Raw genomic sequence first — 12,427 nt, forward strand, 5'->3', positions numbered from 1 at the left:
GAGTTGCTCTACAAATCCATCCCCGTGGGCAAAAGTGTCGGGATGTAGCGCAGTCTGGTTAGCGTACCTGTCTTGGGAACAGGGGGTCGGAGGTTCGAATCCTCTCATCCCGACCATCCACTTTAGCATTGGGCGCCTGTAGCTCAGCTGGATAGAGCAACTGACTTCTAATCAGTAGGCCTGAGGTTCGAATCCTCACAGGCGCGCCATATTAGAAGTCTTCAGGATACCAAAGCGCAATATGGTGGCTGTAGTTCAGTTGGTAGAGCACAGGATTGTGGCTCCTGGTGTCGCGGGTTCGAGCCCCGTCAGCCACCCCACCTTTCAAATATCCCCCTGATGAGGTATTCTCATCAGGGGTTTTTTACGTTGCACGCAAGGAGAAGTGTATGAGTACTACAATGGGGCTTTTTCAAAAGGTCAATGATCTCATTTTTAAGTTGATGATCCCACTGGTTATCTTGGCACTTTTAATTGGCTTCGCTAAAATAATTTTCGATCTCGGCGATTTATTCGGCGAAAATTCACTAGACCGCTCTTTTGCCATACTGGTTACGAATATCCTTTCCATGTTTGTCGTTATCGAACTTTTCAAAGGAATTGTCGAATATTTCGAAATCAAACGGATGCGGATCACCAGCATTATTGATGCGGGGCTGGTATTTCTGCTGCGCGAAATTATGATAGCCGTGTATCAACATAAACTAAGCGCTTCGGAAATTGGTTTTCTCTCGCTGGCACTAATAGCAGTAGCCATTACACGCACCCTTGCCGTCGTGTATAATCCGAATTATTACTACATGGATAAAGAGCCAAAAAAAACCGAGGAAGGGGAGCAAAAATCCGATGCTACTGGCCAGTAAATGGAAAGACTACCAACTGCTTGACTGTGGTTTTGGGATGAAATACGAGCGCTGGGGACAATACACTTTGGTGCGTCCCGACCCGCAGGTTATTTGGCCGGGCAAACACAGCGGAGAGTGGTCGGAATTTGACGCGTGCTACCACCGCAGTAATGCGGGTGGCGGACAGTGGGAGTACCGCCGCAAACTGCCGGAACAGTGGACGATTTGTTATGGCGACTTAACCTTTAAAATCAAGCCAACCGGCTTTAAGCACACCGGCCTCTTTCCCGAACAGGCGGTCAATTGGGATTGGATTCAGCAAAAAGTACAGCATGCGCCGCGCGCACCGCACGTACTCAATCTTTTTGGCTACACGGGTGGGGCAACGGTTGCCGCCGCCAAAGCTGGTGCCCAGGTCTGCCATGTCGATGCCGCCAAAGGGATGGTGCAGTGGTGCCGCGAAAACGCGGAACTCAGCGATATCCCTCACGACCGCATTCGCTACATCGTTGACGATTGCCTGAAGTTCGTGCAACGGGAAGCCAAGCGCGGTAAACGGTATGACGCAGTCATCATGGATCCCCCTTCCTATGGGCGCGGCAAAGAGGGCGAAACATGGAAACTCGAAAAGCACCTGTGGGAACTCTTGCAAGCCGTCAACGAAATCCTTGCGGAGCAGCCACTCTTTTTCCTGATTAACTCCTACACCACGGGGCTTTCGCCAACCGTTACGGAAAACTTGCTGCGCGAAATACTGGAAGGCCGCGGCGGGACATTCAGCTCCGGCGAAATTGGCATCCCGATTCAACATGATGGCAAAGTATTACCGTGCGGCATTTACGGGCGCTGGGAACAGTGATGAACGGAAAAACACAAAAAAGCCATGACGAGTGGCGCGCCCAGCTCACACCCGAGCAGTACCGCATCACGCGCGAACAAGGGACGGAGCGTCCATTTACCGGAGCAACGTGGAATACAACCGAAAAAGGTATCTACATTTGCGTTTGCTGCGGCAATGAGCTTTTTTATTCCGAGCATAAATTTGATGCCGGTTGCGGCTGGCCGAGCTTTTGGCAGCCAAGCACAGCAGACAACATTGAAACTCGGGCGGATCATAGCCATGGAATGGTGCGCACGGAAGTTGTTTGCCATCGTTGCGAAGCACATCTGGGACACGTTTTCCCTGACGGCCCACCACCCACGGGAGTGCGTTACTGCATGAATTCAGGTGCCATGACGTTTGTGCCAATCAAGACAGAATGAGCTGCATGCTGATATTATGACTGGAGGTAACCTATGTCGCTTGCAGATTTTCCTCTCTTTGACAGCCACCTGCATATTATCGACTCGCGCTTCCCCCTTATCCCCAATGAAGGCTATCTTCCCAATCCGTTTCCCTGCGAAGCCTATCTCTCCCAAATGCAAGCATATACACTGGTTGGCGGTGCAGTGGTTTCCGGCTCGTTTCAGGGATTTGATCAACACTACCTCATCGACACACTGCGCACGCTCGGCCAAAATTTTGTCGGTGTCACGCAATTGCCGGCGACGGTCTCCGACGCAACACTTCAAGAGCTTGATTGTGCTGGCATCCGTGCGATCCGTTTTAACCTGAAACGTGGCGGTTCTGCCGAAATACAGGATCTCGACCGACTAGCGCGACGCGCCCACGAAGTCGTCGGCTGGCATGCTGAGTTATATATCGATTCGCGGGAACTGGAGGCGCTCTATCCCGTACTGATATCGCTACCAGCCGTCAGTATAGACCATCTTGGCCTTTCTCTCGCTGGGTTCCCTACATTGCTCAGACTGGCCGAAAAAGGGGTACACGTCAAAGCAACGGGATTTGGCAGAGTGGACTTTGACATCGCAACCGCCCTGCGTACCCTTTGTCACGCAAATCCCGACGCGCTCATGTTCGGCAGCGACCTCCCTTCTACGCGTGCACCACGACCATACCAGCATAGCGATTTCACGCTGATTTTTGAAACACTTGGCGAAACAAATGCACAAAAAGTTTTACTGACAAATGCGCTTGAATTTTACCGCCAAGTAGCGGCATAGTAGGGGGCGATTCCTCACTCATTCTGGAGCATCTCATGAACCTCCCGACACTTGACTTGAGTACAGAAAACCTTACGGCCTGCCCCGATTGTGACCTACTCCAGCACATCCCACCACTGAAAGGGTCGCAAAAAGCACGTTGTCCCCGTTGTGGCGCTCTCTTCCGTAGCGACCGGGCAGAACATTGGCAACGGACACTAGCACTGGCACTTGCTGCGGCAATCATGTTTGTGGTGGCTCACTCAATCCCACTGATGGGACTCAGCGTCGTTGGCCGTCTGAACGAGGCGACTATGATCGATGGAATCATCGAAATGTGGTCACTTGGCGAGCACATCACCGCCACTATTGTAGCTTTCTGCGTCTTGATCGCGCCCGCCATCCAAATTGGATTTATACTGGTTATCCTGATTACCGCACGCCGGGAGAGTGTTCCTGCTTGGGTTGGCTCACTGCTACGGCTATGGGATTTTTCGCGCATCTGGTCGATGTCAGAAGTGATGTTGTTGGGCATTTTGGTGGCACTCGTCAAGCTTTCACAAATCGCAACTATTCTGCCAAACATCGGCTTTTACGCCACCGGCATCTTAGTCTTTCTCCTTGCGGCCATGATTACCAGTTTCGAAAGTGCTTCGATCTGGAGCCGCATCACGTGGCACAATGGAACCAGAAATGGGGACACATGCCGCCTGCCATGAAAAGCGCCCACCAACTTGGTCTTGTCCGGTGTAAAAGTTGCGGTCTTCTGTGCCGTGCCACGCAAGAAGAGGTAGCACACTACTGCCCCCGCTGCGGCAAAAAACTCCTGTATCGAATCACCCGCTCAGAGCAACGGACGTGGGCATTTACAATTGCCGCCGCCATTTGCTACTTGCCAGCGAATCTTTTACCCGTCATGAATTCCACTTCGTTAAGTGGCACGGTGGCCGACACTATCATCAGCGGCATTGCGAGTTTGTACGCTTCAGGCTCATGGCACCTTGCACTCATTGTACTGGTCGCCAGCATCTGCATTCCACTCGCAAAACTGTTGGCGCTGGTACATTTGCTAACCGCACGATATAATCATAAACAGTGGGGCAATCGCGAACGAACGCGACTGTATCGCGTCGTACGCTATATCGGGAGATGGTCCATGCTGGATGTTTTTGTGATCACGTTCGCCGTTGCACTGGTACAATTTGACTCACTCATGTCAGCAACACCTGGCCCTGGGGTGATCTTTTTTGCTGCTGTTGTTGTGCTCACAATGCTAGCGGCAGAATCATTCGACCCACGGATCATTTGGGATAGAGAGCAGACAGAAAAGGAGATACGATGAACGATACCCTGAACACTCTCCCAACAGCTGAAATTGTTGCACCCAAACGGAGCACGCTTTCTATCGTCTGGATTATCCCGATTCTGGCAGCGATTATCGCCATCGGCATTGCCGTGCAGAGCCACCTGAGTAAAGGGCCAACCGTCACTATCATCTTTCAGGCTGCAGCTGGCATAGAGGCGGGGAAAACATTTGTAAAATATAAGGATATCAATATTGGTCACGTAAAGTCGATCAGACTATCAGAGGATTATCAGAAAATAGAAGTCACCGCGCAAATCGACAAGCACGCGGCTGGGTTGATGGTCGAAGGGACGCGCTTTTGGGTTGTGCAACCGCGCATTACCATGAGCGGAATTTCCGGTATCGGCACACTCCTCTCCGGCAACTATATCGGGGTTGAACCGGGCAAAAGCGAGCAGGAGCAGCATGTATTCGTTGCACTCGACACTCCGCCGGTCATCCCTGACGACCAGCTTGGGAGCGCGTTTACCTTACAGACCGACAACCTTGGCTCGCTTGGTGTTGGCACACCGCTCTACTATCGTCAATTGAATGTCGGACAGGTTACGGGGTACGGCATCGACGACGATGGTAAAACCATCACTATCCAAATCTTTGTTCATGCACCGTACGACCGTTTTGTCTGGGACGACACCCGCTTTTGGCATGCCAGCGGAGTGGACATTTCGCTTGATGCGGGTGGGCTGGCGGTGAAAACACAGTCGCTTCTCTCGCTGTTTATGGGCGGTATTGCCTTTGAAGAGCCTATCGGAACACCACGCGGAGAACCCGCCGCCACAGCGTCTACCTTTACTTTGCACGACGACCGTCTGAAAGCTTTCAAGCCCATAGAAACGCAGATACATCGCTACACGGTTTCTTTCCAAGAATCGCTGCGCGGACTCACCGTTGGCGCTCCCGTCACCTTCCTTGGGCTCCCGATCGGCGAAGTGACCTCCATTCAGCTCGAATATCATCCAACCACATTTGGCATCCACCCGCGCGTAGAAATTGCGATTTACCCCGACCGACTCACCGGGCACCTCTACGGCGGAGCAGCTATGAAAGAGCACATCGTCAGTGATCTTGACCAAAAAAATCTCCTGCAAAATCTTGTCAAAAAAGGACTCCGTGCCCAACTGCAAACTTCCAACCTTTTAAGTGGGCAACTTTTTGTAGCCTTTGACTATTTCCCCAACGCGCCACAGGTAACGGTCGATTGGACGCGCGACCTGCCTGAACTTCCCGTTATGGCGGGTGGTATTGCGCTGTACGAAAAGAAACTTCTGACCATTCTTGATAAATTCGAGCGGCTCCCGCTCGAAACGCTGGCGCAAGAACTCACGACGGCATTGGCAACTTTTAACACCACCTTGCAGGAAACCAGACAACTGGTAAAACAGATTGATGGCGAAATCGCTCCTGAGGTACGCCAAACCCTCGACGCCTTGCAACAGGTGCTGGCAACAGCGCAAGGGGCGCTGGCCAAAGCAGAAACAAACCTGCTGGATACCGATGCACCGTTGCAACATGAACTCCGCGATATGTTGCGCGAAGTGACGCGTGCTGCCCAAAGCCTGCATCACTTAACAGAATACCTAGAGCGGCATCCCGAGTCGCTGCTACGTGGAAAAACAGGAGGAAACAACTGATGAAAAAAACACGAAACTGGCTCTTCGCTCTCATAGCGAGCCTCGGCTTCCTCAGCGGCTGCGCCACAACTCCGCCGGCCTCGTTCTACACACTCAACCCCTTGGCTATGACACACGAACAGGTGCTTGATGTGGCGCTGCTGGTCGAGCGCGTCACCATTCCGCCAACAATAGACCGTCCACAAATGGTACGGCAACATGGTGCCGACCAAGTTGTTTTTGATGAGTTTCACCGTTGGGCGGCGCCACTACGCTACGAAATGACCCGCGTAATTGCCATGAACCTCGCGACACTGCTCGGAACATCGCGCGTCGGCACGTATCCAGAAACCACTCACTTACGGGGAGAAAACAACCTGTACCGCGTGCAAGTCGACGCCACGCGCATCGCGGCGACATTAGGCGAAGCGGTGCTTTTTGATGCCACGTGGCGAGTGTACCCCAAAGACGCTCCCGTAGCGAAAAGTGGACGGACAAACATCACAATACCCACCACTGATAGTAGCAACAATGCGCTCGCCGCGGCTTACAGCGAGGCATTGTTGCGCGTCAGTCATGACATCAGTCTCGCCATTCGCGAGTTGCAGCAAAATCCTTAATTCAAGGGCTGACTGACTGGTGCCGGCAACCCGTGGCATATTTTTCCGTCACGCAGTCGGATCACCCGCTCCGCACGACTCGCCAGTTCATCGTTATGCGTAATCATCACCACCGTTATGCCAGTCTGGTGCAAATCACGCAGCAGACCGAAGATCTTTTCGCTGTTGGCAGAATCAAGGTTGCCGGTCGGTTCGTCAGCCAGAATAATTTCCGGATTCCCCACCAGCGCACGCGCAATCGCTACCCGCTGCATTTCGCCACCACTGAGTTGCCCCGGCGTGTGGTGGAGGCGCTCTTTGAGCCCCACCATCGTCGCCAATTCAGCAATGCGGGTCGGATTGGCCTTTTGCTTGGCAAACAGCAGCGGCAAGGCGATGTTATCCGCCACACTCAGCCCAGGTATCAGATGAAACTGTTGAAAAATAAAGCCGATTTTCTGGCGACGCAAGGCAACGAGTTCCGCTTCGCGCATGGTGTCAACACGGACACCATCAAAGTGCATTTCCCCTTTGGTAGGAACATCAAGGCAGCCAAGAATATGCAGTAATGTGGTTTTCCCTGCACCGGACTGCCCGACAATCGCTACCATTTCGCCAGCATTGATCTCTAAACTTACTCCAGCAAGGGCATGAACCGTTTCGACACCCCGCTGGTAGGTTTTTTCGATTCCTTTAAGTTGTATCATCCTTTTATCGCCTCGATTGGGTTAATGGTTGACGCTTTCCATGCGGGATAGAGACCGGCAAGCAGGCCGACCACGAAGATAAATCCAATGCTGGCAAGGGCAACGGAGGGTTCAAACTGCACCAAATCGCCACTGGGAACGTATGGCATAACACTACGCACAAAGGCTTCGATGCCGCGCGAACCAATCACGGCGAGGAGAATCCCGACGACTCCGCCAGCCAAACTGAGGATGGAAGTTTCCTTAATAATCATTTGGAAGATATCAAAGCGTGATGCCCCGACAGCGCGCATCATGCCGATCTCCTGCGTCCGCTCGAAAACGGCCATCAGAATAGAGTTCATCACCCCGACGGCGCTGATAAGCACGGCAATCAGGGCAATCGCAAGGCTCAGTGATTTCGCCGATGCAGCAAGGTTAGAAATACTATTCATCACTTCGCCCATAGTAACAATTTGAATCCCTGGAACTTCCTTGGAAAGCGCATCAGTTATATTCCACATCTGCTCAGGATGAGCGACTTTTACACCAATAGCAGTTGCACCAGTTGGATTTCCCTGCATCTGCTGTGCGGTTGTAATAGGAATGTAGATAAACGCATCATCAGGCGAACTGGTATTGCCAATGATCCCCGCAACGCGCAACGGTGTCGGGTGTTGCGGAAAACTCATCGTGTCGCCCGGTTTTATGTTGGCGTGCTCGGCAATTTCATATCCCAGCAAAATTTCGTCTGGGGCGGTCGGTATCGTGCCGGTGATTTCCCACCCCGGCTTAATATCGCGCACCGTTTTCATGTCGATGCCATACATCAAATCAATGCGGCCATGAGCGGGGTTGGGGAGCTGTGCGACCAGAATCGGCGTTGCCAGCGTTACCCCTTCAGCAGCAAGCACTTGCTCCATTACACCCGTATCAAGATATTTCGGAATAACGGTGCCATGCAGCACGAGGGATGCGACCTCATGCGCACACCCAGAAGGGACAACCATAAAATGCAGGCCGGTTTTGTCAAGCTGCTGCACTAAGCTCTGTTCAAAGCCACGGTTAAAGGAAAAAACAGCAAAAAGAACACCCACCGAAGCGGCAATCCCCAGCATGGTTAAGGCACTACGCGTGCGATGGCGCAGCAGGTTTTGTATGGCAAGATGAAGGTAGCCCGTCATTTGACCGCCACCCCGCTAGCAACCAGCAGCAGGTTGTTATTAAACACGGTGAGTGTGCCACTCGCAGTCACTTCGCGTCCACCACGAGCGGGAACGGTGAAATTGTTGCGTGCCAGATCGACAAATATCTGCCCCGTCGCATCGCGCAATATGAACCAGCAACCATTCGATGTGCACTGCGTTTGAATGTTTCCAGCTATGGTGATAGGGGCTTCTTTCTCCAGAAATTCAGACTTCAGGAACGCATCTTCGACCGTAATGACCGTTGCTTGAGGGTTTACTCCAGCGCCGTATTTTTCTTCTTTAGAACAACCAACAAGCAGGAGTGAGACAAGCAAAAAAGCCAGAATCATAGATTTCACAAAGCACCTCAGAAATAGTATCGAATCGGATCGCCGTGCAAGGTGCAAAGTGAATACCAAAGCAGGATACAATTGCAATTAAACCAATAAGCTATATGGATTGCGCGTAAAACCTTTATTGCGATATATGCTTTGGGAATTTATTGATCCAGAATGGAGCATTGCAGGGAGAGAGAACACAAGCATTGAGAAATTTCTGCTCATACGGGTAAAACTTACCCATCAATTTCCCGTTTCATCACCACCACCGAAATGTCGTCAACAAACTGATACAATCCCGTAAATAGCCGTGCCTGATCAAGAATCGACTCCACCATATCGGGGGCACTTAGTCTGACATAGCTGGCAATCAGCTCGCGCAAGCGGGCTTCTCCCAACATCTCACGCTGCCGATTCTGTGCTTCGGTAATACCATCGGTGTAGAGTAACAGCACATCTCCAGGAAGTAACACAGTTGATTTTTCTTCGAAATCAACTTCCGGCTGAATCCCGAGCAATAAACCGTCAGCATCCAACTTTTCACACATTTGTTCCTGATAACGCCATAAGAGTGGCGGATTATGCCCTGCGCTGGAGTAGTACAGCGTGTTCGTATCCGCATGGTATTGCGCATGAAACATAGTAATAAAGAGTTCCGCTTTAATCAGATCATCGCAGAGAAAACGGTTCAATTCCCCCATCAATTCCGCTGGACGCCGTTTATCGCGCCCGCGCGCCTGAATATACGTTCGCGTCTGCGCCATCACCAGCGATGCCGCAATGTTATGCCCCGAAACATCAGCGATCACAATGTCGAGCACCCCGTCATCGCGCAAGAAAAAGTCGTAGTAATCACCACCAACCTGATGCGCTGGCAAGCAAATTCCTGCCAGCGAAATAGCAGGGAGCTGTGGCACTTCCGACGGCAGTAGTCCCATTTGGATTATCCGCGCAATATGCAATTCACGCTCTTGCTCGCTATAACTCACCAGCTCTTGCGTCTGGCGATCGTTACGCCATGCAACGCCGATTTGCGACGCTATATTCTGAAAAAGTTCCATAAATTCATCGCTAAAAATACCACGTGAACTTTTCGAAAACGCGGAAAGCACCCCTGCGGGTTCCCCTTCAATGGTGATGGGAACGTGAGCAAATGAAGTAATCCCCTCTTCATGAACCAGCTTGGCGGCAACGGGTTTATCCGCGATATCGGCATCGTTCACCACAACGGAAGAATTCGTGACAAATGCCGTACCAATATAGCTATCCAACCCTAAATGGCGCTCCGAACGACCCATATGCTCGGAGCTCATGCCACGCTGCGCACGAACGATCAAGGCTTGCTTATTCTCATCGAGCATCCGAATAATCGTCAGATCAAATTTAAACTGTTCCTGCAACAGCCCCAGTACGTTGTCAAGCTTTTGTGGCAGCGCCGCCGTTCCTGACAATTCACGCGCCACTTCGTACAAGACACCCAACTGCTCGCGACTTGCCGACCGACTGAGCGTGACCGACCCAAAGAGATCGAACACTCGCTCCATACGACTCCCCTTGGCGCTCAGATAATTTTCGAGAATCACCCGTGCAGGAGCCGCACCAACCGACCCCGCCAATGTCCGCTCCGTAAACTGTTTCATAGCGACAACCGCTTTTTCTGGGAGCCGCTTCGTATCAGGCGCCAGATCGTGTACTTCAAGGTAGCGCTGAATCGCCACTCGCGCTTGTTTTTCGCCAATGAATTTCGCCATTAACTCTTCAAATTCCCGCACGCTCGGAGCTTGCGTGATCCGCTCGCGTTGTGGTGCGATCCGCGACGATCCACCAAATACATCGACAAACTTGACGGCCTGGCGCGCTTCTATTTCCGTAGGGCGTGTCAAAAGTGAAAGCGCAAGGTAGCTTCCAAGATTAAAAAGCATCGTCCAGAACAGCGCGTGTGTCCAAATATCAAAACCGGTAAGGCCAAAGAGTTCCAGCGGCCGCAAAAAAGAAAAACCGAACAGTCCATCATCCAACAGCGTGCTTTCAAGCCATCCCGAACGGATAAAAGAAGGAACCAGCAACGTGTAAAACCAAACGGCAAAGCCCAGCACTAACCCAACGGTCGCCCCGAGATGGTTACCGCGTTTCCAGAACAGTCCGCCAATCAGTGATGGAGCAAACTGCGTGGCGGCCAAAAAGGATATCAAACCAATATTCACCAGTGCATACGTGTCACCAATAATGCGGTAGTAGAAATATCCCAACAAGACAACACCGACAATCCCGACCTGTTTAATAGAAAGCAAAATGCCGGAAATGTCAGCCGTTTCAATACGCAGACGGAGAATGATAGGCATGATCAGATGGTTCAGAATCATCGTCGACAACGCTACCGAACAGACCATCACCATCCCAGCAGCCGCCGAAAATCCCCCCAGAAACACCAGCATCGCCAGCCATGGGTGACCATGTTGCATCGGCAGGAGCAGGACAAAAAAATCAGCCTGAGTCGTATCGCCACCATTCAGCAGCAATCCACCAAGCGCAAGGGGAATCACAAAGAGGTTAATCGCAAACATGTAGGCCGGAAAGCACCACATGGCCGTTTTTATGTGTTCTTCGTTGGAGTTCTCGATCACCATAGCGTGGAACTGGCGCGGCAAAAACATCACTGCCATCATAGAAATAACAATCAGTGTGAACCAAGTCGTATAAGGCGTGTGCGCTGTATTTAACAACAGTAAATTTATCCGATCCGGATACTCTGCTAGGAAACGGGTGAAAATATCGCTAAACCCACTAAACAGCCCATAGGTCACAAAAATCCCCGCCAGTAAAAATGTCACCAATTTTACAATTGATTCGGTCGCAATCGCAGCCACCAACCCCTCGTGACGCTCGGTGGTGTCAAGTCGACGCGCCCCAAACAGCACACTGAAGAGCGCCAGCAAAAGTGCGGCTATAAGTGCGGTATCAAAAGTGCCGACAAGGGAAGTTGAAGTACTGGTTTCAAGCGAACGGAGTGACTCGGCAGGCGTAGTCAGAATTTCAAACGTTTTGGCGAGGGCTTTCAGCTGTAAAGCAATGTAAGGCATGATGCCGATAACCGCAAAGATGGTCACCACCGCCCCAAGGGTGGTCGATTTTCCATACCGGCTCGAAATGAAGTCAGCAATACTGACGATGTTCTGCTCTTTAGAAATGCGCACGATCTTGCGCAGCAAAAACCACCAGCTAAATGCAATGAGCGTCGGCCCAAGGTAAATCGGTAAAAAATCAAGCCCCGACGTAGCGGCACGTCCGACACTGCCATAGAATGTCCATGTAGTGAGATATACCGCCAGCGAGAGAGAATACACATACGGGCTGGCAATAATACTGCGCGTCGCATCACGCCGCTTATCGGCATACCATGCGATGGCAAAGAGCAGAAAAAAGTAGATCAGTGTGACCGATGCAACGGTTGCAAAAGGGATCATAACGGATCCCGTGACTCGTCCGTCTCGTCTGTTTCACCGTCACTGCTTTCATCATGGTGGGATGCTAACGTGCGGGTAAAAAGATAGATCACTCCAACGGATAGCGGCCACCCGACCAAAAAATAGAGTACCATAAGCGGAATGCCGAGTATTGTACTCGCCTTATTAAAAATGTGCGTAAAAGGATAATTGATCATAACAACACCGAGCAGGAAACAGAGAATCCATGCCTCTTGCAATGTGCGGTATCGTTGCTCGCTCATAGCTCACCCCTTACGACTTTGTGTGA

13 protein-coding genes and 3 tRNA genes are annotated in these 12,427 nt (G+C 51.5%); 11 read left to right on the top strand and 5 right to left on the bottom strand.

What is annotated here, in order from left to right; translation table 11 throughout:
* Positions 1 to 38 precede the first annotated feature (38 nt).
* The 11 genes from P304_RS0104565 to P304_RS0104615 all read left to right on the top strand — a co-directional run bounded on the left by P304_RS0104565 (position 39) and on the right by P304_RS0104615 (position 6,484).
* A tRNA-Pro gene (locus P304_RS0104565) sits at positions 39 to 116 on the top strand.
* A 16-nt stretch (positions 117 to 132) separates the two neighbouring features.
* Positions 133 to 209, top strand: a tRNA-Arg gene (locus tag P304_RS0104570).
* A 35-nt stretch (positions 210 to 244) separates the two neighbouring features.
* Positions 245 to 320: transfer RNA gene (locus tag P304_RS0104575), tRNA-His, on the top strand.
* Positions 321 to 389: 69 nt separating this feature from the next.
* Positions 390 to 863 carry a phosphate-starvation-inducible PsiE family protein gene (locus P304_RS0104580; protein WP_027389579.1) on the top strand — a complete coding sequence of 158 codons (474 nt, stop codon included), beginning with the start codon at positions 390 to 392 and terminating at the stop codon, positions 861 to 863.
* Complete coding sequence (locus tag P304_RS0104585; RefSeq protein WP_027389580.1) at positions 847 to 1,704, top strand: class I SAM-dependent methyltransferase; 858 nt, start codon at positions 847 to 849, stop codon at positions 1,702 to 1,704. The genes P304_RS0104580 and P304_RS0104585 overlap by 17 nt, the downstream gene beginning before the upstream one ends.
* On the top strand, positions 1,704 to 2,108 hold the full coding sequence (msrB, locus tag P304_RS0104590; RefSeq protein WP_027389581.1) for a peptide-methionine (R)-S-oxide reductase MsrB: 405 nt from the start codon (positions 1,704 to 1,706) through the stop codon (positions 2,106 to 2,108). Before P304_RS0104585 ends, msrB begins: the two co-directional genes overlap by 1 nt.
* A gap of 33 nt (positions 2,109 to 2,141) precedes the next feature.
* Positions 2,142 to 2,909: an amidohydrolase family protein gene (locus P304_RS0104595; RefSeq protein WP_027389582.1), complete on the top strand. Its 768-nt coding sequence runs from the start codon at positions 2,142 to 2,144 to the stop codon at positions 2,907 to 2,909.
* Between the two features lie 35 nt (positions 2,910 to 2,944).
* Complete coding sequence (locus P304_RS14045) at positions 2,945 to 3,607, top strand: paraquat-inducible protein A (RefSeq protein WP_034764166.1); 663 nt, start codon at positions 2,945 to 2,947, stop codon at positions 3,605 to 3,607.
* Entirely contained in the window at positions 3,562 to 4,230 is a 669-nt protein-coding gene (locus P304_RS0104605; protein WP_201766917.1) for a paraquat-inducible protein A, read from the top strand. The genes P304_RS14045 and P304_RS0104605 overlap by 46 nt, the downstream gene beginning before the upstream one ends.
* Complete coding sequence (locus tag P304_RS0104610; protein WP_027389584.1) at positions 4,227 to 5,885, top strand: PqiB family protein; 1,659 nt, start codon at positions 4,227 to 4,229, stop codon at positions 5,883 to 5,885. The genes P304_RS0104605 and P304_RS0104610 overlap by 4 nt, the downstream gene beginning before the upstream one ends.
* Positions 5,885 to 6,484: a PqiC family protein gene (locus P304_RS0104615; RefSeq protein ID WP_027389585.1), complete on the top strand. Its 600-nt coding sequence runs from the start codon at positions 5,885 to 5,887 to the stop codon at positions 6,482 to 6,484. Before P304_RS0104610 ends, P304_RS0104615 begins: the two co-directional genes overlap by 1 nt.
* Here the strand turns inward: P304_RS0104615 and P304_RS14050 are convergent.
* The 5 genes from P304_RS14050 to P304_RS0104640 all read right to left on the bottom strand — a co-directional run bounded on the left by P304_RS14050 (position 6,481) and on the right by P304_RS0104640 (position 12,401).
* Positions 6,481 to 7,170 (bottom strand): ABC transporter ATP-binding protein, encoded by a 690-nt coding sequence (locus P304_RS14050; RefSeq protein ID WP_051321409.1) that lies wholly within the window; start codon positions 7,168 to 7,170, stop codon positions 6,481 to 6,483. The genes P304_RS0104615 and P304_RS14050 overlap by 4 nt on opposite strands.
* Positions 7,167 to 8,333: an ABC transporter permease gene (locus tag P304_RS0104625; protein WP_027389586.1), complete on the bottom strand. Its 1,167-nt coding sequence runs from the start codon at positions 8,331 to 8,333 to the stop codon at positions 7,167 to 7,169. The genes P304_RS14050 and P304_RS0104625 overlap by 4 nt, the downstream gene beginning before the upstream one ends.
* A complete protein-coding gene (locus P304_RS0104630) occupies positions 8,330 to 8,686 on the bottom strand; it encodes a single stranded DNA-binding domain-containing protein (RefSeq protein WP_034764286.1) in 357 nt (118 codons plus the stop codon). Before P304_RS0104630 ends, P304_RS0104625 begins: the two co-directional genes overlap by 4 nt.
* Before the next feature lie 224 nt (positions 8,687 to 8,910).
* Positions 8,911 to 12,138, bottom strand: a complete 3,228-nt coding sequence (locus tag P304_RS0104635; protein WP_027389588.1) for a SpoIIE family protein phosphatase — start codon at positions 12,136 to 12,138, stop codon at positions 8,911 to 8,913.
* Positions 12,135 to 12,401, bottom strand: coding sequence for a hypothetical protein (locus tag P304_RS0104640; RefSeq protein ID WP_027389589.1), 267 nt, complete (start codon positions 12,399 to 12,401; stop codon positions 12,135 to 12,137). The genes P304_RS0104635 and P304_RS0104640 overlap by 4 nt, the downstream gene beginning before the upstream one ends.
* Positions 12,402 to 12,427 lie beyond the last annotated feature (26 nt).

The sequence above is a fragment of the Chrysiogenes arsenatis DSM 11915 genome (genome assembly GCF_000469585.1).
GTDB lineage: Bacteria > Chrysiogenota > Chrysiogenetes > Chrysiogenales > Chrysiogenaceae > Chrysiogenes > Chrysiogenes arsenatis.

What these genes read in the sequence shown, in the direction of transcription:
- P304_RS0104580 (WP_027389579.1), top strand. Translation starts at nt 390, where the DNA reads ATGAGTACTACAATGGGGCTTTTTCAAAAGGTCAATGATCTCATTTTT.
- P304_RS0104585 (WP_027389580.1), top strand. Translation starts at nt 847, where the DNA reads ATGCTACTGGCCAGTAAATGGAAAGACTACCAACTGCTTGACTGTGGT.
- msrB (WP_027389581.1), top strand. Translation starts at nt 1,704, where the DNA reads ATGAACGGAAAAACACAAAAAAGCCATGACGAGTGGCGCGCCCAGCTC.
- P304_RS0104595 (WP_027389582.1), top strand. Translation starts at nt 2,142, where the DNA reads ATGTCGCTTGCAGATTTTCCTCTCTTTGACAGCCACCTGCATATTATC.
- P304_RS14045 (WP_034764166.1), top strand. Translation starts at nt 2,945, where the DNA reads ATGAACCTCCCGACACTTGACTTGAGTACAGAAAACCTTACGGCCTGC.
- P304_RS0104610 (WP_027389584.1), top strand. Translation starts at nt 4,227, where the DNA reads ATGAACGATACCCTGAACACTCTCCCAACAGCTGAAATTGTTGCACCC.
- P304_RS0104615 (WP_027389585.1), top strand. Translation starts at nt 5,885, where the DNA reads ATGAAAAAAACACGAAACTGGCTCTTCGCTCTCATAGCGAGCCTCGGC.
- P304_RS14050 (WP_051321409.1), bottom strand. Translation starts at nt 7,170, where the DNA reads ATGATACAACTTAAAGGAATCGAAAAAACCTACCAGCGGGGTGTCGAA.
- P304_RS0104625 (WP_027389586.1), bottom strand. Translation starts at nt 8,333, where the DNA reads ATGACGGGCTACCTTCATCTTGCCATACAAAACCTGCTGCGCCATCGC.
- P304_RS0104630 (WP_034764286.1), bottom strand. Translation starts at nt 8,686, where the DNA reads ATGATTCTGGCTTTTTTGCTTGTCTCACTCCTGCTTGTTGGTTGTTCT.
- P304_RS0104635 (WP_027389588.1), bottom strand. Translation starts at nt 12,138, where the DNA reads ATGATCCCTTTTGCAACCGTTGCATCGGTCACACTGATCTACTTTTTT.
- P304_RS0104640 (WP_027389589.1), bottom strand. Translation starts at nt 12,401, where the DNA reads ATGAGCGAGCAACGATACCGCACATTGCAAGAGGCATGGATTCTCTGT.